Source organism: Paracoccus sp. P2 (genome assembly GCF_046335115.1).
Taxonomy (GTDB): Bacteria; Pseudomonadota; Alphaproteobacteria; order Rhodobacterales; family Rhodobacteraceae; genus Paracoccus; species Paracoccus pantotrophus.
Genome location: NZ_JBGOSN010000051.1, coordinates 1 through 24742, shown reverse-complemented (window position 1 = coordinate 24742; position 24742 = coordinate 1). Strand labels below are relative to the sequence as shown.

At 67.8% G+C, this 24742-nt stretch carries 24 protein-coding genes and 1 tRNA gene; 15 read left to right on the top strand and 10 right to left on the bottom strand.

Annotated features, from left to right (window positions below; translation table 11 throughout):
• Positions 1-609 precede the first annotated feature (609 nt).
• From argF to ACDP63_RS20855, 4 genes are all read right to left on the bottom strand, one after another.
• Positions 610-1536 (bottom strand): ornithine carbamoyltransferase, encoded by a 927-nt coding sequence (gene argF / locus ACDP63_RS20870; RefSeq protein ID WP_024845710.1) that lies wholly within the window; start codon positions 1534-1536, stop codon positions 610-612.
• A gap of 97 nt (positions 1537-1633) precedes the next feature.
• Positions 1634-2110 (bottom strand): GNAT family N-acetyltransferase, encoded by a 477-nt coding sequence (locus tag ACDP63_RS20865; protein WP_024845711.1) that lies wholly within the window; start codon positions 2108-2110, stop codon positions 1634-1636.
• Positions 2103-3275 carry an aspartate aminotransferase family protein gene (locus ACDP63_RS20860; protein WP_024845712.1) on the bottom strand — a complete coding sequence of 391 codons (1173 nt, stop codon included), beginning with the start codon at positions 3273-3275 and terminating at the stop codon, positions 2103-2105. Before ACDP63_RS20860 ends, ACDP63_RS20865 begins: the two co-directional genes overlap by 8 nt.
• A gap of 173 nt (positions 3276-3448) precedes the next feature.
• The gene (locus ACDP63_RS20855) at positions 3449-4270 is read right to left on the bottom strand and encodes an ABC transporter permease (protein WP_028710825.1); all 822 of its coding nucleotides are present in this window, start codon (positions 4268-4270) and stop codon (positions 3449-3451) included.
• A 131-nt stretch (positions 4271-4401) separates the two neighbouring features.
• Between ACDP63_RS20855 and ACDP63_RS20850 the strand changes: the two genes are divergently transcribed.
• The 9 genes from ACDP63_RS20850 to lpxK all read left to right on the top strand — a co-directional run bounded on the left by ACDP63_RS20850 (position 4402) and on the right by lpxK (position 13605).
• Positions 4402-5013, top strand: a complete 612-nt coding sequence (locus ACDP63_RS20850) for a GcrA family cell cycle regulator (RefSeq protein ID WP_024845714.1) — start codon at positions 4402-4404, stop codon at positions 5011-5013.
• Positions 5014-5457, top strand: a complete 444-nt coding sequence (locus tag ACDP63_RS20845) for an NUDIX hydrolase (protein WP_024845715.1) — start codon at positions 5014-5016, stop codon at positions 5455-5457. It abuts the gene before it with no gap.
• Positions 5458-5552: 95 nt separating this feature from the next.
• Positions 5553-7271, top strand: coding sequence for a methionine--tRNA ligase (gene metG / locus ACDP63_RS20840; RefSeq protein ID WP_024845716.1), 1719 nt, complete (start codon positions 5553-5555; stop codon positions 7269-7271).
• Positions 7272-7514: 243 nt separating this feature from the next.
• Positions 7515-9605, top strand: coding sequence for a TonB-dependent receptor domain-containing protein (locus ACDP63_RS20835; protein ID WP_231486922.1), 2091 nt, complete (start codon positions 7515-7517; stop codon positions 9603-9605).
• 97 nt (positions 9606-9702) lie between these two features.
• Entirely contained in the window at positions 9703-10623 is a 921-nt protein-coding gene (rocF, locus tag ACDP63_RS20830; RefSeq protein WP_024845718.1) for an arginase, read from the top strand.
• Between the two features lie 72 nt (positions 10624-10695).
• Positions 10696-10781: transfer RNA gene (locus ACDP63_RS20825), tRNA-Leu, on the top strand.
• 343 nt (positions 10782-11124) lie between these two features.
• Positions 11125-11370 carry a DUF4170 domain-containing protein gene (locus ACDP63_RS20820; RefSeq protein WP_024845719.1) on the top strand — a complete coding sequence of 82 codons (246 nt, stop codon included), beginning with the start codon at positions 11125-11127 and terminating at the stop codon, positions 11368-11370.
• 16 nt (positions 11371-11386) lie between these two features.
• Positions 11387-12619 (top strand): 3-deoxy-D-manno-octulosonic acid transferase, encoded by a 1233-nt coding sequence (locus ACDP63_RS20815; protein WP_024845720.1) that lies wholly within the window; start codon positions 11387-11389, stop codon positions 12617-12619.
• Positions 12616-13605, top strand: coding sequence for a tetraacyldisaccharide 4'-kinase (gene lpxK, locus ACDP63_RS20810; RefSeq protein ID WP_024845721.1), 990 nt, complete (start codon positions 12616-12618; stop codon positions 13603-13605). Before ACDP63_RS20815 ends, lpxK begins: the two co-directional genes overlap by 4 nt.
• A 79-nt stretch (positions 13606-13684) precedes the next feature.
• On the opposite strand, the gene ACDP63_RS20805 is transcribed toward lpxK, so the two are convergent.
• Together ACDP63_RS20805 and ACDP63_RS20800 are read right to left on the bottom strand one after the other, a co-directional pair.
• Positions 13685-14341 (bottom strand): DsbA family protein, encoded by a 657-nt coding sequence (locus ACDP63_RS20805; RefSeq protein ID WP_024845722.1) that lies wholly within the window; start codon positions 14339-14341, stop codon positions 13685-13687.
• A 128-nt stretch (positions 14342-14469) separates the two neighbouring features.
• Positions 14470-15030 (bottom strand): DUF721 domain-containing protein, encoded by a 561-nt coding sequence (locus tag ACDP63_RS20800; RefSeq protein ID WP_409928582.1) that lies wholly within the window; start codon positions 15028-15030, stop codon positions 14470-14472.
• 76 nt (positions 15031-15106) lie between these two features.
• Here ACDP63_RS20800 and ACDP63_RS20795 point away from each other — a divergent pair, with 76 nt between their 5' ends.
• Together ACDP63_RS20795 and ACDP63_RS20790 are read left to right on the top strand one after the other, a co-directional pair.
• Positions 15107-16168 (top strand): A/G-specific adenine glycosylase, encoded by a 1062-nt coding sequence (locus ACDP63_RS20795; RefSeq protein ID WP_024845724.1) that lies wholly within the window; start codon positions 15107-15109, stop codon positions 16166-16168.
• Between the two features lie 82 nt (positions 16169-16250).
• The gene (locus ACDP63_RS20790; RefSeq protein ID WP_114669447.1) at positions 16251-17387 is read left to right on the top strand and encodes an alkane 1-monooxygenase; all 1137 of its coding nucleotides are present in this window, start codon (positions 16251-16253) and stop codon (positions 17385-17387) included.
• A gap of 132 nt (positions 17388-17519) precedes the next feature.
• On the opposite strand, the gene ACDP63_RS20785 is transcribed toward ACDP63_RS20790, so the two are convergent.
• The 4 genes from ACDP63_RS20785 to ACDP63_RS20770 all read right to left on the bottom strand — a co-directional run bounded on the left by ACDP63_RS20785 (position 17520) and on the right by ACDP63_RS20770 (position 21082).
• The gene (locus tag ACDP63_RS20785) at positions 17520-18650 is read right to left on the bottom strand and encodes a site-specific DNA-methyltransferase (RefSeq protein ID WP_024845725.1); all 1131 of its coding nucleotides are present in this window, start codon (positions 18648-18650) and stop codon (positions 17520-17522) included.
• Positions 18651-18737: 87 nt separating this feature from the next.
• Complete coding sequence (locus ACDP63_RS20780) at positions 18738-19370, bottom strand: ribonuclease HII (protein ID WP_024845726.1); 633 nt, start codon at positions 19368-19370, stop codon at positions 18738-18740.
• Positions 19367-19849, bottom strand: a complete 483-nt coding sequence (locus tag ACDP63_RS20775; protein ID WP_024845727.1) for an ureidoglycolate lyase — start codon at positions 19847-19849, stop codon at positions 19367-19369. The genes ACDP63_RS20780 and ACDP63_RS20775 overlap by 4 nt, the downstream gene beginning before the upstream one ends.
• A gap of 57 nt (positions 19850-19906) precedes the next feature.
• The gene (locus ACDP63_RS20770; RefSeq protein ID WP_028710823.1) at positions 19907-21082 is read right to left on the bottom strand and encodes an MFS transporter; all 1176 of its coding nucleotides are present in this window, start codon (positions 21080-21082) and stop codon (positions 19907-19909) included.
• Positions 21083-21360: 278 nt separating this feature from the next.
• Between ACDP63_RS20770 and ACDP63_RS20765 the strand changes: the two genes are divergently transcribed.
• The 4 genes from ACDP63_RS20765 to ACDP63_RS20750 all read left to right on the top strand — a co-directional run.
• The gene (locus tag ACDP63_RS20765) at positions 21361-22110 is read left to right on the top strand and encodes a GntR family transcriptional regulator (protein WP_409928581.1); all 750 of its coding nucleotides are present in this window, start codon (positions 21361-21363) and stop codon (positions 22108-22110) included.
• A 110-nt stretch (positions 22111-22220) separates the two neighbouring features.
• Complete coding sequence (locus tag ACDP63_RS20760) at positions 22221-23669, top strand: L,D-transpeptidase (RefSeq protein ID WP_024845730.1); 1449 nt, start codon at positions 22221-22223, stop codon at positions 23667-23669.
• Positions 23670-23671: 2 nt separating this feature from the next.
• A complete protein-coding gene (locus ACDP63_RS20755) occupies positions 23672-24514 on the top strand; it encodes an extensin family protein (RefSeq protein WP_024845731.1) in 843 nt (280 codons plus the stop codon).
• 94 nt (positions 24515-24608) lie between these two features.
• Positions 24609-24742 (top strand): helix-turn-helix domain-containing protein (locus tag ACDP63_RS20750; RefSeq protein ID WP_409928583.1); only part of this gene is annotated, 134 nt, incomplete at its 3' end.

Here is a 24742-nt window from a genome sequence, read left to right as displayed (position 1 = left end):
GCCTTCTGCAGCCACCAGAGCGGCCTCGCGCCGCCCATGGCGGACAGCCGCCCGCCGCGGTCTGCGTCAACCAGAGCGAAACCGACCGGCAGAGCCAGAGAGCGGCTTAAGTCACCCCAGAGCCCGCCCAATGATCGCGGAGTGGCTCATTATACCTCATTAGGTTATAATATGACTTGATGAGGGCGCTTTTTCAGCTTCTAACACCTATCATGCCAATCTTCCCGCGCACCATCTCAAAATCTGCGTGGCTTTTGCTGCTCGCGGCACATCGCTGCACGCTTGGTGCCAAGAATCGGGCGTGAAAATGCAAAACGCCCGGGCATCGCTGTTGGGACAATGGCGGGGTCCAAAGGCTCAACAACTCATCGAGCGCATACTGGAAGCAGCGGAGCGGCCTCACGGATGTATGGTGCCGCTCTCAAATCTTGCTGGCATAGGACCACTGCCTGCAACGCGCATGGGTATTCCCACCTGATCCCACGAAAAACGGGCTCAAACCTTTTGACGCCGTAGATCAAAGGTTTTGACACATGACATCCCTGCCACAGGCGCAGGGCCCCCACCTCCCGGCGGCCCTGAAAGGATCGGGATGCGCTGCGGACCGGGTCAAAGACCCAGGCACCAGCGCATGATGGCCTTTTGCGCATGCAGCCGGTTCTCGGCCTCATCGAAGATGACCGAGTTCGGACCGTCCATCACCGCGCTGGTCGCCTCGTCGTCGCGATGCGCGGGCAGGCAATGCATGAACAGCGCATCAGACTTGGCACGCGCCATCAGCGCCTCGTTCACCTGATAGGGGCGCAGCTGGTTGTGCCGCCGCTCGCGCGCCGATTGCGGGTCGTGCATCGACACCCAGGTATCGGTCACCACCAGGTCGGCGCCCTCGACCGCCTTGACCGGATCGCGCTCGATCACCGCCTGCACGCCCTGGGCGCGGGCAAACTCCAGCGCCTCGCGCTCGGGGTCCAGCGTCGGCGGGCCGGTAAAGGTGAAGTCATAGCCGAACTGCCCGGCGGCATGGATCATCGAGCAGCAGACATTGTTGCCGTCGCCCGACCAGACCACCTTCCTGCCGGCAATGGGGCCGCGATGCTCCTCGAAGGTCATCACATCGGCCATGATCTGGCAGGGATGGGTGCGGTTCGTCAGCCCGTTGATCACCGGAACGCTGGCATATTCCGCCATCTCCAGCAGCGTCGCCTCTTCGAAGGTGCGGATCATGATCAGGTCCACATAGCGCGACAGCACCCGCGCCGTATCGGCGATGGTCTCGCCATGACCCAGCTGCATCTCGCTGCCCGACAGCACCATGGTCTGCCCGCCCATCTGCCGCACGCCCAGGTCGAAGCTGACGCGGGTCCGGGTCGAGGGCTTTTCGAAGATCAGCGCCACCATGCGGTTCCTGAGCGGCAAATCGGCGTCGGGCGCACCCTTGGGCTGGCCGTTGCGCGCATCCTTCATCCGGCGCGCGGAATCGATCATGTCGCGCAGATCGGACCTGTCGGTGGTATGGATGTCGAGGAAACTGTTCATGTGTGACTGTCTTTCGGATTGGTCCGGCAAGCAAGCCGCTTTGCCTGGGGGAGGTCAAGGCCAAAGGCCCCGCGTCGTGACGGAAATCGGCCTCTCCTCATCGGTGCCGCGTCATGATGCGCGCCGGAGTTCCATCCTCCGAGGGACGCAGCTCCTCGCCGCGAAAGCCGGCCTTTTCATAGGCGCGAATGGCGCGCAGGTTGTCGGGCTCGGGGTCGATGACCAGGACCGGCGCCTCGGCCAGCAGCGTGTCGGCCAGGGCGCGCAGCCAAAGCCCGCCATGGCCGAAGCCGCCGGGCCCGGAAAAACAGTCGATCGCCAGCGCCTCGGCCGGCAGGCCGGCGAAATGCGGCGCGCCCCAGTGATGCGCCGGATAGAACTGCGCATAGGCAATGGGCGCGCCGTCCATCAGCGCCAGCCATTGCCGCATGGCCGGCTCGTCCAGGTCTTCCTCGATCCCGGCCAGCTCCTTCTCGGCCCCGCGCCACCAGCGCGCGACCTCGGGCTGGCGCAGCCAATCCGCCAGCATGGGCAGATCGGCGCGCGTGACCGGCCGGAAGCCGAACCTATCCATCGATCCTTCCGGCCGCCCGGTCCAGCCGGACGACCGCCTCGGCGATCTCCTCATCGCTGATGGTCAGCGGCGGCAGCAGGCGCAGCGTATCGTCCGCCGCGGCCACGGTCAGGATATGCTCGCCGTAGCCGGCCTTGACCAGGTCGCCCGGCGCGACCTTGCATTTCAGGCCCAGCATCAGCCCCTGTCCGCGTACGAAGTCGAAGACATCAGGATGCGCGGCCACCAGCCCCTCGAGCTTCTGGCGAAACAGCGCGGCCTTGCGATTCACCTCGGCCAGGAACTCGGGCGCCGCGACGATCTGCATCACCCTGGCGCCGACCGCGCAGGCCAGCGGATTGCCGCCATAGGTCGAGCCATGCGTACCCGCGGCCATACCGGCGGCGGCCTTTTCCGTCGCCAGCACCGCGCCCAGCGGGAAGCCGCCGCCGATGCCCTTGGCGATCATCATGATGTCGGGGGTGATGCCGGCATATTCATGCGCGAACAGCTTGCCGGTGCGGCCCATGCCCGATTGCACCTCATCCAGCACCAGCAGCGCGCCGGTCTGGTCGCAAAGCTGGCGGATCAGGCGCAGGTCGGCATCGGGCAGCGGGCGGATGCCGCCCTCGCCCTGCACAGGCTCCAGCATGACGGCGGCGGTGCGGTCCGAGATCGCGGCTTTCAGCGCCTCCATGTCGCCCCAGGGCAGCTGGCGGAAGCCCGGCATCAGCGGGCCGAAGCCCTTGACCATCTTTTCCGAACCCGCCGCCGCGATGGCGCCGGTCGAGCGGCCGTGAAAGGCGCCCTCGAAGGTCAGGATCTCGTAGCGGTCGGGATCGCCCTGCTCGTGCCAGTACTTGCGCACCATCTTGATCGCCAGCTCTGCCGCCTCGGTGCCGGAATTGGTGATGAAAGCGGTATCGGCGAAGGTATGCTCGACCAGCAGGTCCGCCAGCTTCTCCTGCTCGGGGATCTGGTAGAGGTTCGAGACATGCCAGATGCGGTTCGCCTGCTCGGTCAGTGTGGCGACCAAGTCGGGGTTGGCGTGACCCAGCGCGTTCACCGCGATACCGGCGCCAAGGTCCAGGTATCGCGTCCCGTCCGTCGCGATGGCCCAGGAGCCCTCGCCCCGCTCGAAGGCGATGGGCGCGCGGTTATAGGTCGGCAGGACGTGCGAAATCATGGAGTTACCCTCTCTGGGAACGGCCGCTTGGCGGCACCATGGCTGACGGAAAGGCGGAAAGGCAGGCGGGATCGGACGTTGAGGGCGTCAACGTCGGGGACGGGCGATCTGGATGGTCCGCGTGATCATGCTTCGTCGCATAGCGCGGAAGCGTGTCCCATGCAACGGGGTTTTCAGGGCTTCATCCGATAGCCCGAGGCCAGCCAGCGCCAGGCCGTGAACAGCACCAGCGCCACCGTCAGCGCGCAGACCGCCAGCCCGCGCAGCACCGGCGCGTCGGAAACCCCGGCGATGCCGTAGCGCGCGCCGTCGATCAGGTAGAAGATCGGGTTCCAATGCGCCAATGCTCGGAAGGGCTCGGGCAGCGCCTCGACCGAATAGAAGGTGCCGGACAGAAACGAGAGCGGCGTGACGATGAAATTGGTGATGACCGCCATCTGGTCGAATTTCTGCGCCACGATGGCGGCCAGCAGCCCCAGCCCGCCCATCAGCGCCGCGCCCAGCACGATGAAGGTCAGCGCCCAGAAGGGATGCGCCACCCCCTGCCCGATGACCAGTGCCATGCCCAGGGCGATGGCGGCGGCGACGATCAGCGCGCGCGCCACGGCGCCGATCAGATAGCCGGCCAGGATCTCGCCCGCCGAGAGCGGCGGCATCAGCGTATCGACGATATTGCCCTGCATCTTGGCCGAGATGATGCTGGAGGAGGTATTGGCGAAGGCGTTCTGGATCACCGTCATCATCAGGATGCCGGGGCCGAGGAACGCCAGGTAGGGCAGGCCCATGACTTCGCCGCGGTTTTGCCCCAGTGCCAGCGCAAAGACGATCACGAACAGCGCCGAGGTCATCAGCGGCGCAAAGATGGTCTGCTGCCAGACGCTCATGAAGCGCATGATCTCGCGCCGGCTGAGCGTATAAAGGCCCAGCCAGTTCACCCGGCCAAAGCGGCGCACACCCATCTGGCGGAATCCGGGGCTGGTCGGGTCTGGCTGCATCGGGGCTCCTTGAATTTGCGGGCTCGGATGGGTAAATCTGGCTATCCCCGGATTTAAGGCCGGGTCTTGCGGAATTGAAGCCACTAGCACGAAGAGCGCCGGGACGCATCCCGGCGCAGGAAAGGCAAGCCATGTCCTGGACCGACGAGCGCGTCGAGACGTTGAAACGCATGTGGGCCGAAGGCCAGTCGGCCAGCCAGATCGCCAAGGAGCTGGGCGGCGTGACCCGCAACGCGGTGATCGGCAAGGTGCATCGCCTGGGCCTGTCGAATCGCGCCGAGGAAGGCGCCGATCCGGCACCCGAACCCGTCGCCAAGCCCGCCGTAACCGCGGCACCCCCCGCGCCCGAGCCCAAGCCCGCCCCCGAGCCGGCCCCGGCGCCCGAGCCCAAGCCCGCCGCAGCGGCCGCCCCCGCGCCGGCGCCGGCGCCCGAACCCGCGCCGCAGCCGGCCAGCTTCAACCGCCGGCCCATCGTGCCGGCCGGCCAGCCGCTGCCGCCCCAGCCCTCGGCCAACGAGATCAGCCCCGAGGCGCTGGCCTCGGTCCGCGAGGTCGAGAAGCGCGCCCGCAAGCTGACGCTGATGGAACTGACCGAGCGCACCTGCAAATGGCCGATCGGCGACCCGGCGACCGACAAGTTCTGGTTCTGCGGCCTGCCCTCGATGCCCGGCAAGCCCTATTGCGAGGCGCATGTCGGCGTGGCCTTCCAGCCGATGAGCTCGCGCCGCGACCGCAGGCGCTAGGTGCCCGATTTTCCCCGGCTCGCCGCGCTGGCCGTCACGCTGGACGGCTGCGGCGACGCAGCCCGCGCGCTGCTGGTGCGCCGCCGCAACCCGCCCGATGCCGGGCTTTGGGGCTTTCCCGGCGGCCATGTCGAGCCGGGCGAGACCGCGCTGGCCGCCGCCGCCCGCGAACTGGCCGAGGAAACCGGCATCACCGGCCGGCCCCGCGCCTATCTGGACAATATCGACGTGATCGAGCGCGGCGCGGACGGCGCACTGCGCTTTCACTTCCTGCTGGCGGCGGTGCTCTGCGACCATGTCGCGGGCGAGCCGGTGGCGGCGGACGATGCGCTGGACGCGCGCTGGGTGGCGGTTGCGGACATCCTGGCCGGCCGCCTGCCGCTCAGCGCCAGCGTGCCCGATGTCATCCGCAAGGCGCTGGCCTGCCGGGACGCCCCCTGCTGACCCCGCGGCCCGGCCCGCGGCGAAAACCGTGCGAACCGCTGGCCTTCGCCGCCGGTGCTGGATAAAGAAGCGCCAGAGAATAATAGGACCGGATCATGGCGCGGCATCTCATCACCTCGGCGATCCCTTATATCAACGGGATCAAGCACCTCGGCAATCTTGTCGGCTCTCAGCTTCCGGCGGATCTCTATGCCCGCTACCTGCGCGGCCGCGACCACGAGGTGATGTTCATCTGCGCCACCGACGAACACGGCACCCCGGCCGAGCTTGCCGCCGCCAAGGCCGGTAAGCCGATAGCCGTCTATTGCGCCGAGATGCACGAGATCCAGGCGGAAATCGCGCGCAATTTCGGCCTGTCCTTCGACCATTTCGGCCGCTCGTCCTCGGAACGCAACCATGTGCTGACCCAGCATTTCGCCGGCAAGCTGGACGAGAACGGCTATATCGCCGAGGTCGAGGAGCGGCAGGTCTATTCCATCGACGACGGCCGCTTCCTGCCCGACCGCTATATCGAGGGCACCTGTCCCAACTGCGGCTATGACAAGGCGCGCGGCGACCAGTGCGAGAACTGCACCAAGCAGCTCGATCCGACCGACCTGATCGAGCCGCGCTCGGCGATTTCCGGCTCGACCAACCTTGAGGTGCGGGCGACCAAGCATCTCTACCTGCGCCAGCGCGCGCTGAAGGACCAGATCGCCGCCTGGATCGACAGCAAGACCGACTGGCCGATCCTGACCACCTCGATCGCGCGGAAATGGCTCAACGACGGCGACGGCTTGCAGGATCGCGGCATCACCCGCGACCTCGACTGGGGCATCCCGGTGAAGAAGGGCGACCAGCCCTGGCCGGGGATGGAGGGCAAGGTCTTCTACGTCTGGTTCGACGCGCCCATCGAATACATCGCCGCCACCGCCGAGGGCGCCGACAAGCGCGGCGAGCCCGACAGCGCCTGGCGCCGCTGGTGGCGGCTCGACGAGGGTGCCGGGGACGTGACCTATACGCAGTTCATGGGCAAGGACAACGTGCCTTTCCACACGCTGAGCTTCCCGGCCACGATCATCGGCTCGGGCGAGCCCTGGAAGCTGGTCGACTACATCAAGTCATTCAACTACCTGACCTATGACGGCGGCCAGTTTTCGACCAGCCAGGGACGCGGCGTGTTCATGGACCAGGCGCTGTCGATCCTGCCCGCCGATTACTGGCGCTGGTGGCTGCTCTCTCACGCCCCCGAATCGGGCGACAGCGAGTTCACCTGGGAGAATTTCCAGCAATCGGTGAACAAGGATCTGGCCGACGTGCTGGGCAATTTCGTCAGCCGCATCACCAAGTTCTGCCGCTCGAAATTCGGCGAGACCATCCCCGAGGGCGGCAGCTACGGCCCCGAGGAAGAGGCGCTGGTCGAGGCGTTGACCGCCCGCATCCGCGCCTATGAAGGCTTCATGGACCATATCGAGATCCGCAAGGCGGCCGCCGAGCTGCGCGCGATCTGGGTGCTCGGCAACGAATACCTGCAATCGGCGGCACCCTGGTCGACCTTCAAGACCGAACCGGACCGCGCGGCGATGCAGGTGCGGCTGGGGCTGAACCTGATCCGGCTTTACGCGGTGCTGTCGGCGCCCTTCATCCCCTTTGCGGTCGATGCGATGCTGGCGGCGATGCGGACCCAGGACCGCATCTGGCCCGACGATGTCCGTGCCGCGCTGGAGGCCCTGCCCGCCGGCCATGCCTTCACCGTGCCCGATGTGCTGTTCGCCAAGATCAGCGACGAGCAACGCGACGAATGGCAGGACCGCTTCAAGGGCATCCGCGGCTGACCTTGCTCCACGCCTTGCGGCAAGGCGACGCGATTCTGTGGCATTCGCGCCACAGAGTCCTTCCTGGGCGGGATGGTCCCTTGTCCTGGGAAAGGGTGGCTGATTAACCGCCGGCAGCTACCCAGGTCACGGCATTCCCCTCTCGCCCTCTCGGCCCAGGCAAAAACCTGTTCCTGTTGTCGAGAGGTGTCGATGCCGTCCTTTCCCGTATTTCCCCCAGCCCGCGCCTGCGGTAGCCGCAACATGCGCGCGGCCCTGCTGTCGCTGACGGCGCTTTGCGTGCCTGCGATGGCCCTGGCGCAAGCGGAAGATGCCGATGTAGTCGTCCTGGACAACATCGTCATCACCGCCGCCGGGTTCGAACAGAACATCAAGGAAGCGCCCGCCAGCATCTCGGTCATCACCGCCGAGGAACTGCAAAAGGGCAATTTCACCAGCCTGACCGATGCGCTGAAAGAGGTGCAGGGCGTCGTCACCACCGGCACCGCCAATGAATCGGACATCTTCATCCGCGGCCTGCCGGGGCAATACACGCTGATCCTGGTGGACGGCAAACGCCAGAGCACCCGCGATTCGCGTGTAAACGGCAATGCCGGCTATGAGCAAAGCTTCATCCCGCCGATCGCCGCCATCGACCGGATCGAGGTCGTGCGCGGGCCGATGTCCTCGCTTTACGGCTCGGATGCCATGGGCGGCGTGATCAACATTATCACCAAGCCGGTCGCCGACACTTGGACCGGCTCAGTCTCGGTCGAGACGGTCGTCCAGGACGAGGAAGGCTTCGAAAACAGCCGGCAGACCTCGTTCTACGCCTCGGGCCCGCTGGTCGCCGACGTGCTGGGCCTGCAAGTCTGGGGTCGCAAGCTCGACCAGGACGCCTCGTCGATTTCGGGTGGTCCCGGCGGATCGGACGATTACGACCTGGGCGCGCGGCTGACCTGGCACGTAGATGACCAGAACCAGGTGCTGCTGGAGGCCGGCCGCACCCAGATCACCGCCGAGGATTATGGCGACCTGGGTTATCGCGACCATGACCGCGACCACTGGTCGCTGACCCACAAGGGCAGCTTTGCGGATCTGGATACCGAGCTCAGCTTCTCGCAGGAAACCGGCGAACGCACCTCCTACAGCAGGACTGCGGCCGGCGCCGATTTCGTCGAGAACCTGCGCTCGCCGGAAGTACGCAACTCGGTCCTGGACGGCAAAGCGACCCGGACCCTGTCCTGGAACGGCGAACACCGGCTGACCGTTGGCGGGCAATTCATCCGCACCGAAATCACCGACCAGAACCCCGGCGCCGTGGCTCCGGGCGAGGATCCCCGTGACGAGAAGTTCCAGGGCGACGAATGGTCACTTTATGTCGAGGACGAATGGCGTCTGCGCGACGATTTCGCCCTGACCCTGGGGCTGCGCTATACCGACAACGAATTCTATGGCGGCCATGTCGCACCCCGTATCTACGGGGTCTGGAACGCGACCGAGAACCTGACCGTGAAGGGCGGCATCTCGACCGGCTACAAGACGCCCGAGCTGCGTTCGATCATTCCTGGTTACGCCTATACCAGCGGCGGCGCCGGCTGCGCCAGCAACACGCCGCCTTCCTGCGCCGTCATCCTGGGCAACCCGAACCTGAAGCCGGAAGAAACCCTGAACTTCGAGCTGTCCACCGTCTATGAGGCCGACGCCTTCACCCTGAGCGCCACGGCCTTCCATACGAAGTTCGACAACAAGCTTCAGCAAAAAAGCCTGGGTGTCGGCGACAACGACCCGGCCAATGGCATTGAAGACGGATACTGGACTGGGGGACCGCAGTATCTCGGGACTGACGGCGGGCTGTATTACCGCCGCGTTATCCAGAACTTCAACGTCGATGAGGCCGAGATCAGCGGCCTGGAACTGGCAGGCGATTGGGACATCACCCCGACCCTGTCGGCGCGCGCCTCCTATACCTACACGAAGTCCGAGCAGAAGACCGGCGAATTTGCAGGCTTCCCGCTGGCGCGCACGCCGGAACACATGGCCAGCCTGCGTTTCGACTGGATGACCCCGGTGGAAGGGTTGGATAGCTGGCTGTCGGCGAACTATCACGGTTCGGAAATCGCCTCGGGTCTGCGCATCGGCAGCAACGGCCGCGAAGTCGAGATCAACGGCCAGACCGGGCGCAAATATTCACCCTACACCACGGTCGACATCGGCGCGAACTACAGAATCAACGAGATGGCGACCCTAAACGCGGCCGTCTACAACGTCTTCAACGAAGAGGTTCGCGAGGCCGAGTTCAACACCGTCCAGGAGGGCCGCCGCCTCTGGCTGGGCCTGACGGCGAACTTCTAGGCGTCCCTTTTTTCCCGAAACGCCTGCCTGCCCGGCTGTGGACTTTCCACCGCCGGGCATGTTCTTTTCGGAAGGCAGGAGACAGGAAGGAACGCGCATGACCCATTGCATCCTGATCGGCGCCCCGGTGGACGAGGGGCAGCGGCGGCCCGGCTGCCTGATGGGTCCGGCCGCCTATCGCGTGGCGGGGCTGGCCTCGACGCTTGCCGAGCTGGGCCATACGGTCGAGGATCGCGGCGACCTGCGCCCCGCCGCCGGCCGCGGCCAGACCTGCGCCAACCCCGCCGTCCATCACCTGCCCGAGATCGTCGCCTGGACCGAGGCGCTGCGTGCCGCCGGCTGCGCCGCGATGGAAGAGGGGATGCCGATCTTCCTGGGCGGCGACCACGCGCTGGCGCTTGGCACCCTCGCCGGGGTGGCGGCCCATGCCCGCGCGGCGGGACGGCCGCAATTCGTGCTGTGGCTGGACGCGCATAGCGATTTTCATACCATTGAGACCACGGGCTCGGGCAACCTGCACGGCACGCCGCTGGCCTATGCCTCGGGGCGGCCGGGATTCGAACCGTTCCCCGCCTTTCCGGCGCCGATCCCGGGCCGCAACATCTGCATGTTCGGCATCCGCAGCGTGGACGGCCCCGAACTGGCCGCGCTGCGCGAGACCGAGATCGTGGTAAACGACATGCGCGTGCTGGACGAACGCGGCATCATCGCGCCCCTGCGCGAATTCCTGGACCGGGTCCGGGCCGAGAGCGGCATGCTGCATGTCAGCCTGGACGTGGATTTCCTCGACCCCTCGATCGCGCCGGCCGTCGGTACCACCGTCCCCGGCGGCGCCACCTTCCGCGAGGCGCATCTGGTCTGCGAACTGCTGCACGAAAGCGGGCTGATGACCTCGCTCGACCTGGTCGAGCTGAACCCGTTCCTGGACGAGCGCGGCCGCACCGCCAAGCTGATGGTGGATCTGGTCGGCTCGCTGATGGGGCGCAAGGTCTTCGACCGGCCGACCCGCAGCTTCTGAGCCCGCGCCCTGCGGCACCAGCGGCGACCGAGGCTTGCCAATCCCCCGCCCGCCCGCTAGCCAATGCCCGGCGCGGGCGTGGCGGAATGGTAGACGCATGGGACTTAAACTCCCTGGGGCGCAAGCCTGTGCGGGTTCGAGTCCCGCCGCCCGCACCATATCCCCCCCCTCGTGGTCCTGCGACCTGCCATCGACCCATCCGCACCGCCAATCCCTTCCAGCCCTGCCGGCGGCATATTCGTTGCAAGCACCAGCCGCCCCCTGCCCCGCAATCCGAAAAAGAAGCAGGGAAAGGCGCACCGGTTCGCCTTTCCCTGCCGCCCGAACAGCCCTGACCACCACGCTCGGGCCCATCCGGGGGTGCGGCTTGCACCGCAAGATGCCTAATCCGGCGCCGCTTTCGCAGCAAACGCCAAGCGCGGGCGATTTTAAACAAATCGCCTTGGTTCCCCTGCCCGGCTCGGATAGGTTCGCGGCGGAATCCGAACCCAGGAGAACATGATGGCACAGCGCCTCCACCTCGTTTTCGGCGGTGAACTTGTCGACCCCACCCGCACCGAGTTCCGCGACACCAAGGACATCCATATCGTCGGCATCTTTCCGAACTACGCCCAGGCCCATGCCGCCTGGAAGGCCGAGGCGCAGCGCACCGTGGACAGCGCCCATACCCGCTATTTCATCGCCCACCTGCACCGGCTTCGCGACGAGGAGCGCGAGGTCAGCCCGACCGAGGAACTGGGCAGCTAGGCGCCCGCGAATCGCGATGCCGCCCGCCGATGCCACCGCGTCCCTGGCGCTCTGGCTGCACCTGCGCCGCCGCGCGGCGCTGGCCGGCGGCCCGGTCGAGCCCGTCGATGCCCCGCCGGGCGAAGGGCCGCTGGTCGTGGTGCATCTTGCCGAACAGGCCGAAGAACCGCCGCAGCCGGGCGCGCTGGTCAGGGCGCTCCTGGCGCGGCGACCGGGGCTGCGCTTTGCCTTTCTGGGCGCGCCCTTGGCCCCCGACGCCTTGCCTGCCGGGCTGCGCGCCGTCTTCCTGCCGCGGCCGCGCGATCCGGCCTCGGTGCGCGAGATGATCCGGGCGCTGCAACCGCGGGTGCTGCTGGTCCTGGGCGACCAGCTTCCGGCCTCGCTGATCTCGGGCGCGGCCGAGCAGCGCCTGCCAGTCATCCTGTGCGAGGCGCGGCTGGCGGCCCATGCCCGGCGCGGAACCTGGCGCGGCGCGGTCGATCGCGGGCTGATGGGCAAGATCGCCCGCATCCTCGCCCCGGACGCGACCGCCGCCGCCGCCGCCCGGCAGATGGGCGCCCCGCCCGCCCGGATCGAGCTGACCGGCCCGATCACCGAGACCCGGCCGCCCCTGGCCGCCAACGAGGCAGAGCGGCGCGCCCTGGCCCAGATCCTTGCCGGCCGGCATGTCTGGCTGGCGGCCTGTCCCACCCTGCCCGAGGCCAGGGCGGCGCTGGCCGCCCATCAGGCCGCGCTGCATCACAATCACCGCGCCTTGCTGATCCTGGCCGGGCTGCCGGCCGGGACGATCCCCCAGGTCCGGGCCGAGGTCGAGGCGCTCGGCCTGGCCGCGGTGCTGCGCTCGGACGACGAAGACCCCTCGCCGGACGATCACCTGCTGATCGCCGAGGACACGCAGGAAATGGGGCTGTGGTACCGGCTGGCGCCGGTCTGCTTCATGGGCGGCACGCTTCTGCCCGGTCCGGGCCTGGCGCCGCGCCACCCGTTCGAGCCGGCGGCACTTGGCTCGGCCATCATCCACGGCCCGCTGACCGAGGCGCATGGGCCGGAATGGGTACAGCTCGACGGCGCCGCGGCCGCGCGGCTGGTGACCGAGGCGGCGGGGCTGACGCGCGCGGTCGCGGACCTGTCGGCGCCGGACCAGGCAGCGGTGCTGGCCGGCAATGCCTGGTCGGTCAGCACCGGCGGCGCCGCCGTGCTGGGCCGCATCGCCGATACGGTCATCGAGGCCATGGAGAACCCGCAATGAGCCGCCGCGCCCCCGATTTCTGGTTCCGGCAGCCGGGGCTGCGGGCCCGCCTGCTGGCGCCGCTGGGTGCGCTTTACGCCCAGGCTACCGCCCGCCGCCTGGCGCGCGGCCCCCGGATGCGACCGGGCGTGCCGGTGATCTGCATCGGCAACCTGAACGCCGGCGGCACCGGCAAGACGCCCACCGCCATCATGCTGGCCCAGTTCTTGCAGGGCCGGGGCGTGGCGGTGCATGTGGTCTCGCGCGGCTATGGCGGCCGCGAAAAGGGACCGCTGCGGGTCGAGGAGGCGCGCCACAAGGCGGCCCAGGTCGGCGACGAGCCGCTGCTGATGGCGGCCTTTGCCCCGGTCTGGGTCGCGGACGACCGGCAGGCGGGCGCACGGGCGGCAATCGCAGCCGGGGCGCAGGCGATCCTGCTTGACGACGGTTTCCAGGATCCGGCCCTGGCGCATGACCTGGCGCTGGTGGTGGTCGATGCGGCCAAGGGTTTCGGCAACGGGCTTTGCCTGCCCGCAGGGCCGCTGCGCGAGCCGGTGGATCGCGGCCTGGCCCGCGCCGACCTGCTGCTTTCGATCGGCGAGCCGCCGGCCCAGGAACGCTTCGCCGCCGCCTGGGGCGCGCATTTGCCCCTGCCGCACCTGACCGGGCGGCTGGCGCCCCTGCAGACCGGCATGGACTGGCAGGGCCAGCGCGTGCTGGCCTTTGCCGGCATCGGCCATCCCGAGAAATTCTTCGCCACCCTGCGCGGCCTTGGCGCCGAGGTGGTGCGCGCCGAGGCGCTGGAGGACCACCAGCCCTTCACCCCGCAGCTTTTGACCCGGCTCGAGGCCGAATCGCGGCTGGTCGGCGCGCAGATGGTGACGACGGAAAAGGATGCCGTGCGGCTGCCGCGCAGCTTCCGGCCCAAGGTGCTGGCCCTGCCGGTGCGGCTGCAACTGGACGACCCGGCGCCGCTCGCCGACCGGCTGGCCGCGCTGGGATTGTGAAAGGCCCCGGAGCAGGTCCGGGGCCTTCCGCCTTCACCGTTTTCCAAATACCCCGGCGGCCGCGCCACCGGAGCGGCGGTCAGCCCTTCTCGGCCAGCTTGGCGTCGATGATCTTCTTCAGCTCCGCCCAGGGCTGGTTCTGCACCTTTTCGCCGGCAATGATGAAGGTCGGCGTGCCCTCGATCTGGTCGGCGGTGGCATGGGTCTGGAAGGTGGTGACCAGGTCCGCGACCTTCTGCTTGTCGTTCCAGCAGGCATCCATCTGCTCGGTCGTCATGCCGGCCTTGGCCCCGATCTTGCGCAGGTTCGCCGCGATCTCGTCGCCCGATTTGGCGTTCAGCCAGTTCTTCTGGTCGCCGAAGATCAGGTCCGAGACGGCGTAGTATTTCTCGTCGCCGCCGCAGCGGGCGAGGATGCCGGCCCAAAGCCCGACAGCATCGAAATAGACGTCGCGCTGGATGAAGCGCACCTTGCCGGTATCGACATATTCCGCTTTCAGCCTGGGCAGGTTCTCGTCATGAAAAACCGCGCAATGGCTGCAGGTGAAGCTGGCATATTCGATGATCGTGACCGGCGCATCGGCCTGGCCCAGGGCGATGTCGGGCAGAACCTTGCCCTCGGGCATCTGCTCGGCGGCATTGTCGGCAGGTTTCGCCTCTTGCGCCATCGCGGGCAGCGCGGAAAGGGTCAGCGCGGCCGTGGCGGCGGCGATCAGGGAACGGCGAAGCAGCATCATGGATTGGCCTTTCGGTCGTTGGCGTCCCGGCGGGACAGGATGTTNTTTCGCCTCTTGCGCCATCGCGGGCAGCGCGGAAAGGGTCAGCGCGGCCGTGGCGGCGGCGATCAGGGAACGGCGAAGCAGCATCATGGATTGGCCTTTCGGTCGTTGGCGTCCCGGCGGGACAGGATGTTCAGCGCCAGCCGCCGCATGGCGGCGGACAGCGCCGGATTGTCGAAGCCCGAGGCGATGGCCTCGGCCTGGGCGATGTCTTGCGGACCGGGCGCGGCCGCGCGGCGCGGCGCGGCCAGGAACCCCGCCTGCCCCTCGGCAAAGCCCCCCGCCCCTTCGCCAAAGCCGACAGGCGCGGTCTGGGTCAGCACGACGCGCGAGACGGCGTTGAAGCCGTAACAGGCATTCACCCGCGCGCGGATCTGTTCCAGCTGCATGGCGACCAAGGGCGCCTGCGCCCCCGGCACCAACAGGGTCAGCGTGGCGCCGAAACCCTTGCCGTGGCTGATCCTGACCGGGCGGGCATGGGCGGCAAGCTCGGGGCCGACCACCTCGGGCCAATGGGTCAGCAGCCGGGCGATGGCAAAGCCCCGGCCTTCGCCCGCCGCCTTGACCCGATGCGCGACCAGCTGGGCCGCGGTCTCGAAGCCGCGCATCCGGCGGCAGGGCTGGGTTTCGGGTTTCTTCTGGGCCATCGGGCGACCATATGGTTTATCTGGCGCGCAGTCTGGACCGCCGCGCGCCCGGATACCAGAGAGACGAGGCTGAAAATTGCGTGACCCCAGGGTGATCCCGACCGAGCTGCTGGCATGGTACGACCGCCATGCCCGCGTGCTGCCATGGCGCGTGCCGCCCGGTCGCGGCCCGGCCGATCCCTATCGCGTCTGGCTGTCCGAGGTCATGCTGCAACAGACCACCGTCGCCGCGGTGAAAGCCTATTTCGAGCGTTTCACCAGCCTCTGGCCCACGGTCCACGACCTTGCCGCGGCCGAGGATGCGCAGGTCATGGCGGAATGGGCCGGGCTCGGCTATTACGCCCGCGCCCGCAACCTGGTCGCCTGCGCCCGCGCAGTCGCGGCCATGGGCGGGTTTCCCGACACGCGCGAAGGGCTGGCGGCCCTGCCCGGCATCGGCGCCTATACCTCGGCCGCAATCGCCGCCATCGCCTTCGACCGCCCCGAGACGGTGGTGGACGGCAATGTCGAGCGCGTGGTCGCGCGGCTTTTCGCGGTCGAGACCCCGCTGCCCGCCGCCAAGCCGGAACTGGTGGCGCTGGCCACCGGCCTGACCCCGCCCGAACGGCCGGGCGATTTCGCCCAGGCCATGATGGACCTGGGCGCGACGATCTGCACGCCGCGCAGCCCGGCCTGCGGCATCTGCCCGATCTTCCCCCATTGCGCGGCCCGCGCGCAGGGCATCGCCGCCGACCTGCCGCGCAAGGCGCCGAAAAAGCCCAAGCCCCTGCGCCGCGGCATCGTCTGGATCGGCTTTGCCGAAAATGCGGTCCTGGTCGAGACCCGGCCGGACAAGGGCCTTCTGGGCGGCACGCTGGCCTTTCCCTCGACCGGCTGGGACGGCTCGGACCTGCCGCCACCCGCGCCGGCGGACTGGCAGGAGATCGGGCTCGTCCGCCATGTCTTCACCCATTTCGCGCTGGACCTGACGGTGATGTCCGCCCCCTTGACCGCGGCGCCGCTGCGCGGCAGTCTGGCGCCGTTCAGCGAGTTCAGACCTGCCGCCCTTCCGGGGCTGATGCGCAAGGCCTGGGCGCTTGCCCGCCCCGAAGCCGCAACCGGATCTGCGACAACCGGTCGCCGTGGCAAGGCATGGTGAAACCCGCCACAGCCTTGCCCGCGACATGCATTTTTCCGGCTGCTCACGCCCGCATCAAGTTTGATCCATTTCGTTGCCACCCATGCAAACCGCTTTTCGTTCCCGTCTACTCGACGCCCTGCCCTTCTGGCTTTCGCTGGGCATGGTTCCCCTTTTCCTCATTGCCGCGCGTTTCGGCAGCTGGTGGTTTTTGCTGATGCCGGTCTATGCCTGGTATCTGATGACCTTGCTGGACGCGATCCTGGGCCCGAACGAGGAAAACCCCGACACCGAAACCCCCGAGGCGCAATTGTTCTGGTATCGCGCCATCACGATCATCTGGTTCCCGATCCAGGCGGCGATGATCTTCGGCGCCATCTGGCATGTCACGCGCAGCGACCTCGCCGGCTGGGAAAAACTGGGGCTGTTCTTCGGGGTCGGCGTGGCCTCGGGCACCATCGGCATCGTCTATTCCCATGAATTGCTGCACCAGAAGAACCGGCTGGAACGCTGGATGGGCGACCTGCTTCTGGCCTCGACGCTTTATTCGCATTTCCGCACCGAACACCTGCTGGTGCATCACTCCTGGGTGGCGACGCCGCGCGACGCGGTCTCGGCCCGTTATAACGAGGGGTTCTTCCGCTTCTTCCTGCGCGTTCTGGCCCAATGCCCGAAAAGCGCATGGGCGGCCGAGGCGCGGCGGCTGACCCGCGCCGGCCGGTCGAAATTCGACCGCCGCAACCCGTTCTGGCGCTACGCTGCGCTGCAACTGGCGATGCTGGCGCTCGCGGCGGCGCTTGGCGGCTGGCAGGGGGTTCTGCTGTTCCTCTGGCAGGCCTTCATCGCCATCTGGCAACTTGAGCTGACCAATTACGTCGAACATTACGGGCTGACGCGCAAATACCTGGGCGAGGGCCGCTATGAACATGTGCTGCCGCGCCACAGCTGGAACAGCGCGCACACGGCAACGAACTGGCTGCTCATCAACCTGCAGCGCCATTCCGACCATCACTACAAGCCCGACCGCCGCTTTCCTCTGCTGCAAAACTACAGCGAGGACGAGGCGCCGCAATTGCCGATGGGCTATCCGGCCATGACCTTCCTGGCCATGGTTCCGCCCTTGTGGCGGCGGCGGATGAACCCCCGCGTCCGGGCCTGGCGGCGGCAGTTCTATCCCGAGATCACCGATTGGCAGCCCTATAACCGCGGCGAGCTGCCGATGCCGCGCGGCGCGCTCTAGCGCCGCCGCCGGCCAGGCCCGTTCCGGCACAACAGAAAAGGCCCCGCCCGGCGGCATGCCGCAGGACGGGGCAAGGCGGTCCCGGCCGCACCAGAGCTTGCGGAGCCTCGGGACTTGGCGAAACCGGGAAACTCAGTGGGCGCGGCCCTTGTCGGCCTCCATCTCGGCGCGGATCTGCTGGCGCAGGATGTCGATGGGCACCATCCGTCCCTCGCGCCGGAAATGCCAATAGGTCCAGCCGTTGCAGCTGGGAGCCCCTTCCAGCGCCGCGCCGACCTGGTGGATCGAGCCCTTCACGTCATTGCCGATCAGGCTGCCATCGGCGCGCACCTTGGCCTTGTGGCGGTTGTTGAGCGAATAAAGCTCCTCGCCCGGCCGCAGCATGCCGCGCTCGACCACCTGGCCGAAGGGCACCCGCGGCTCGGCGCGCTTGGGCTTGAGGGTGGCGATGGCCTCGCTGTCGAACTTGCGGATGCGGGCCAGCCGCTTCTCGGCCACCTCGCGATAGGCCTGTTCGCGCTCGATGCCGATGAAATCGCGGCCCAGCATCTTGGCCACGGCGCCGGTGGTGCCGGTGCCGAAGAACGGGTCCAGCACCACGTCGCCGGGATTGGTGGATCCGACCAGGATGCGGTGCAGCAGCGCCTCGGGTTTCTGGGTCGGATGCGCCTTGGCGCCGCCGGCATCCTTCAGCCGCTCGGAGCCGGTGCAGATCGGCAGCACCCAGTCCGACCGCATCTGCACGCCCTCGTTCAGCGATTTCAGCGCCTCGTAGTTGAAGGTGTATTTCGCGCCCTCGGATTTGCTGGCCCAGATCATCGTCTCATGCGCATTGGTCAGCCGCTTGCCGCGGAAATTCGGCATCGGGTTGGCCTTGCGCCAGACCACGTCGTTCAGGATCCAGAAACCCTGGTTCTGCAGCTCGGCCCCGACGCGGAAGATGTTGTGATAGGAGCCGATGACCCAGATCGCCCCGTCCGGCTTCAGGATGCGCCGCGCCGCCGCCAGCCAGTCGCGGGTAAAGCGGTCATAGGCGGTGAAGCCGGAAAACTGATCCCAATGGTCGTCCACCGCATCGACGCGGGAATTGTCCGGCCGGTGCAGTTCGCCCTTCAGCTGCAGGTTATAGGGCGGGTCGGCAAAGATCAGGTCGACGCTGGCCTCGGGCAGCGCATTCATGACCTCGATGCAATCGCCGGCGAGAATCTGGTTGAGCGGAAGGGTTCGCGCCGCGGCGCGGGATTTGGTGTCAAGCTTGGTCATCACTGCCTCGGGTTTCGGCTATTGGGTTGCCGATTGGATGGGCCGATAATGATTCACCGCCGATTCGCCGTCAAATTCTTTTTCGAATCAACGGCTTGCGATTTCTTCTTTACACAATATCTTGTGGACCGGGGCAAAGCTGCGCCTATGATATGGGGTCACGCCCAGATCTAGCAGCGCCCGGCGATGCGCCGGGGTCGGATAACCGGCATTCGCCTCCCAGCCGTATCCGGGATGCTGTTGCGCCAAATCCACCATGATGCGATCGCGCAACAGTTTCGCCAGGATCGAGGCCGCGGCGATGGACAGGCAACGCGCATCGCCGCCGACCACCGCCTGCCCCGGCAGGTCCAGCTCGCGCGGCAGCATGTTGCCGTCGACCAGCACCAGGCAGGGCCGCCGGCGCAGCCCGGCGATGGCCCGGCACATCGCCAGATGCGAGGCACGCAGGATGTTCAGCCGGTCGATCTCCTCGACGCTGGCATGGCCGACGGCCCAGTCGCAGCGCGCCATGATCAGCTCGGCCAGCGCCTCGCGGCGCTTGGCGGTCAGCTTCTTGGAATCGTTCAGCCCCTCGGGGATGCAGGCGGCATCCAGGATCACCGCTGCCGCCGTGACCGGACCGGCCAGCGGCCCGCGCCCGACCTCGTCCACGCCGGCAACCAACTGCGCCCCACCACGCAGCGCGGCATCCTCCAGGGAATAGTCGGGCAGGCTCATGCCTCGACGGTGACGGGGGCGATCTCGACTTCTTCCAGGTTCACGCCCTCGCCCTCGCGATCCACGACCAGGAAATCGGCCGGCCGGTCCAGCGGCGTCAGCACGCCGTGCCAGACCCCGGCCCGCAGGTTCACGCCCATGCCTGCCGGCACCAGAAAGGCGATCGGCGCCCCCGGCCGGCCGCCTTCGTCGGGGGCGACAATCGACAGCCAGGGATCCGGCCCCAGCGGCACGAAGGCCTGCGAGCCCAGCGGATGCCGCTCCAGCAGGGTGCAGTCATAGGGCAGGCGCACCGGCTCGGAGCGGAAGATCGAGATGATCGCCTCGCCGCCGCCGCGCTCGACCGTGGCCAGGGCGTGATGGCGCTCGCAGCGCCCGGCATTGATCATCTTGCTGGGCGCCTCGCGTGGGGTCAGCAGCTCGCCATAGGGAGCGAATTCCTCGGCCGTGATCGGCCTTGCCTTGATCGTCGTCGTCATGTTTCTTTCTTGCCCAAATATCCCGGGGGTCCGGGGGCAGCGCCCCCGGCCCGGCCTCTACAAACGCCCCATCCGCGGCAGGAAGATGGTCAGCAGACCCATCAGCGGCAGATAGGAGCAGATCTGGTAGACGAATTCGATCCCCTTCGCATCCGCGATCACCCCCAGCACCGCGGCGGCAATCCCGCCCATGCCGAAGGCGAAGCCGAAGAAGATACCGGCGATCATCCCGGTCCGCCCCGGTACCAGCTCCTGCGCAAAGACCACGATGGCTGGAAAGGCCGAGGCCAGGATCACCCCGATCACCACGGTCAGAAGCCCGGTCGCGACCAGCCCGACATGCGGCAGGACCAGGGTAAAGGGCAGGATGCCCAGGATCGAGAACCAGATCACCTTCAAGGGACCGACCCGGTCGCCGACCAGCCCGCCCAGCATGACGCCCGCCGCCATGCCGCCCAGAAACAGGAACAGCATCACCTGCGCATGCTGGGTGCTGAGCCCGAATTTCTCGATCAGGAAGAAGGTGTAATAGCTGGAAATGCTGGCGGTGTAGATGTTCTTGGTGAAGGTCAGCAGCGCCAGCACCACGATGGCCAGCGCCACCCGCTGCCGGGTGAATGGCAGGGCCTCGGCGGGACGCGCGGCGGCGGCCTTGCGCCGCCCGTCGGCCCAGCTGCCGATCCGCCACAGGATCGCCGATCCCGCCATGGCGGCGATCGAGAAGATCGCGACCGAGGGCCGGCCCAGCGGCACCACGATGAAGGCGGCCAGAAGCGGCCCCAGCGCCGATCCGAAATTGCCGCCCAGCTGGAACAGCGACTGCGCCGTGCCGAATCGCCCGCCCGAGGCGATGCGGGCCACGCGCGAGCTTTCGGGATGGAACACGGCCGAACCGATGCCGATCAGCATCGCCCCCGACAGAAGCACCCAATATTCATGCGCGAGCGCCAGCAGCAGCACGCCGATAAAGGTCGAGCCCATGCCCACCGCCAGCGAACGCGGCATCGGGTTGCGATCCGTCACCATGCCCACCACCGGCTGCAAGAGCGAGGCGGTGACCTGGAACGCAAAGGTCATCATGCCGATCTGCCAATAGGACAGCGCGAATTCCTCGCGCAGCAAGGGATAGATCGCGGCCAGCATGGACTGCATGATGTCGTTGATCATGTGGCACAGGCTGATCGCCACCAGTACCGTCCAGGCCGTGGCGGAAACGCCCTGGCCGCGGAACATCGAAGCTTCCGACACGGCATCACCTCTTGAGAATCGCCCGATTTGTCCTGTCCGGCCAGCAAAATGTCAACCGCGGCAGGCGGATCACGGCCGATCCGTGCGATTGCCCTTGACCCTCACGGGAATTTGCACTCAAAAACTAAACCAATAAGTTTACTTAAGTCTCCGGCCGGGCGAGACATGGATTTCGGCCTTGTTGCAGCCTCGACGCCGCGAAACCGCTTGTTCCAGACATATCGAGTTCTGCCGCCACCTCGACACAAAGACATATTCCAGAGATGATTGAACTTCCCCGCCACCTGGCACAGGCGCTTTCGGCCGAAGCACAAGACCGGAAGCACCGCAACATGACCTGGCAGGCCGTCCAGGAAGAGGTTCTGACCCGCATCCACGACGGCCAATGGCCCGAGGGCGAGTTGATTCCGACCGAAGCCGAACTGGCGACCGAGTTCGGCTGCGCCCGCGCCACCGTGAACCGCGCCCTGCAGACCCTGGCGCAAAGCGGCGTCCTGGAACGCCGGCGCAAGGTCGGAACCCGCGTCGCGCAGCATCCGCGCGTGCAGATGGTGCGCTTCCTGCTGAAGCGCGAGATCGAGGCGGCGGGCAAGGCCTATGGCTATGCGTTGCTGGACTATCAGGAATGCGCGCCCCCGGCGGATGTCGCGCAGGCCATGCTGCTGCGCACCGATGACAGCCTCTTGCGGGTCCGGGCCCGGTTCAGCGCCGACGAGGCGCCCTATTGCTGCGAGGAACGCTGGATCAACAACTATGCCACCCCCGGCCTGACGCGCGAGGCGCTGATGCAGATGAGCCCCTGCGAATGGCTGCTGGGCCATGTGCCGATCAACCGCGCCAGCATGGCGATCGGGGCGACGCTGGCCGGTTCGGGCTTCATCGCCGAGGCGCTGGGACTGGCGCCGGGCGACCCGGTCCTGCTGGCCGAACGGATCGACTGGCTGAACAACATGCCGGTTTCGCTGACGCGGCGCTATTTCCCGCAGCATCACCGCTTCGCCGCCACGATCTGAAGGACGCGTTCAACCCGAGTTGACCGGCTCTTGCTTGCCTTGGGCGGCACATTTGGCCAAATGTGCCCGACAAAACCAGAAGACCACAGGCAAACAGAACGGTTCCGAGCATGTTCCCGACCCGACCCCGCGCGGGCCTTTTTTCGCATCTCTCCCTGGCCGCGGCGGCCCTGCTGCTGCCGCTTTCCGCCGGCTGGGCGCAAACCGCGGCCGTGGCGCCCGCCTCCGGCGCCGCCGCGCCGGTCGTAGCCCCCCCCAAGCCCCGCGCCCTGACCTCGATCACCCCGGCCGAGATCGAGGCGGCCGTCTATGGCGGCACCGACCTGCCCGCGGGCCAATCCGCGCTGACTGCCAAGGTGCAGATCCTGCTGGACCGCGCCGGCATCTCGCCCGGCGTGGTGGACGGCTGGCGCGGCGGCATGAGCGAAAGCGCCATCATGGCCTTCCAGCGCCGCTCGGGCCTGCCGATGACCGGGCGCATGGATCACGCGGTCTGGGAACTGCTTCAGGGCTATGCCGCCGCGCCGCTGACCACGACCTATACCATCACCGAGGAGGACGCGGCCGGCCTGGTGGACCGCATCCCCCCGGACTATGCCGAAAAGGCCGCGATGACTTCGCAGGGCTATACCAGCGTGCTGGAAAAGCTGGCCGAACGGTTCCACATGGACGAAAAGTTCCTGGCCAAGCTGAACCCCGGCGCCCGCTTCCAGCCCGGCGAGACGATCCATGCCACCGTGCCCGCCAAGCCGATCCGCGCCACCGTCACCCGCATCATCGTGGACAAGGAAACCCGCCGCGTCGCCGCCTATGACGCCAAGGGCAACATGGTCGCGGATTACCCGGCCACGGTCGGTTCGTCCGACACCCCCTCGCCCCATGGCAATCACGTCGTGGACGCGGTGGCGCTGAACCCGACCTATACCTACAACCCGCATCGCAACTTCAAGCAGGGCGAGAACGACCGGGTGCTGATCATCCCGCCGGGACCGAACGGACCGGTCGGCAATGTCTGGATCGACCTGTCCGAGCCGACCTATGGCATCCACGGAACCGCCACGCCCTCGCAGCTGTTCCTGAACCAGTCGCATGGCTGCGTGCGGCTGACCAACTGGGACGCATGGGAACTGGCGCATATGGTCAAGCCCAAGGTGACGACGGTCGAGTTCCTGCCCCCCGGCGTACGGATCGCCGACGTGACCGGCATCTCGCCCGTGGCGGCGGCGACGCAGACCGCGGCGGTCGCGGCCATCGCCGGAACCCGCCCGCCGGCCCGCGGCGACCGGCTGCCGCCGCCCGCATCCGCGGCGATGGCCATCCCCGCCGCCGCGACCGCGGCCGAGGCCGCCGCTGCAACCGCCGCCACCGTGGTCACACCCGAACCGCTGGTCATCACCCCCGCCGGCCCGGCCCCGGACGAGCCGCTGGTCCCCGAGACGGCCCCCACCCTGCCCGCACAGGACGAGCCAGAATACCCCTCGGACGCGGTGCTGCCGGAAAGCCTGCCCGGACAGGCACCGGGCAGCGTGACGCTGTATCCCCAGGCCGGACAGCCCTGAGGATGCGCGGGCTGGCGCCGATGCTGGTGGCGATGGCCGCGCTGTTGGCCGGCCCGGCATCGGGGCAGGATGCGCCTGCCCCGCGTCCCGACCATCCCGCCGCCGACCGCCCCGCGCCCCGGCCGGAACCCGAGGCGGAGGCAGAGTCAGAGGCAGAGGTAGCGCCCGAGCCGGCTGCCGAGCCCGTCCCGGAGCCCGAGACCCCGGAGAACGCCGCAGCAGAGGCCGCACCCGCAGCCTCTGCCCCGACCGGCCCGCCGATTCGTGCGACCCTGCGCGAAAGCGATTTCGATCATTCCGCCTGCCTGCTGGAACTGACGCTGCTGGGCGCCGATTACAGCGAGGCGCCGCCGATCCTCGACCCCGATCAGCGCGATTGCGGCATCGACCGCCCGGTCCTGCTGCGCCAGCCCCTGCCGGGGATCGAGATTCCGGGCGGCGCGCCCATGCGCTGCGATCTGGCGCGGCACCTGGCGCATTGGCTGCGCGATTTCGTCCGCCCCGCCGCGGCGCTGCTGCCGGGCCAGCCGCGGCTGGTGGCGCTGGAGCCGGGCTCGACCTATCAATGCCGGCCGACCGTCGGGACCGCGGGCGAGAGCCTGTCGGAACATGCCTTCGGCAACGCTTTCGACATCGCCGCCTTCCGCTTCGACGACGGCTCCCGCATCGAGGTCGGCCCGCGCCAGGACAACGGCGACTTGCAGGAGGCCTTCCAGCGCGCGGCGCGCGGCACCGCCTGCCTGCATTTCACCACCGTCCTCGGGCCCGGGGCCAATGCCGCGCATGACGACCACCTGCACCTGGACATCAAGGCCCGGCGCGGCGGCTTTCGGCTGTGCCAATAGCGCCTAAAGCCTGATCGTTTCAGGCTGGATCGGGCGCTCCCAGATCGGGGGTGGTCTGCTTCGACATGGCTGCTGGGAAAGGAGGCCGGCATGCATGGCGAGACCTTTGTCCAGCGATCTTCGGGCACGCGTTGTTGCGCGCGTTGCTGAGGGAGAGACGGTGCGCGCGGTTGCGTCTCTGTTCGGCCTCAGCGTGCCGAGCGTTGTGAAATGGTCCCGGAGATGGCG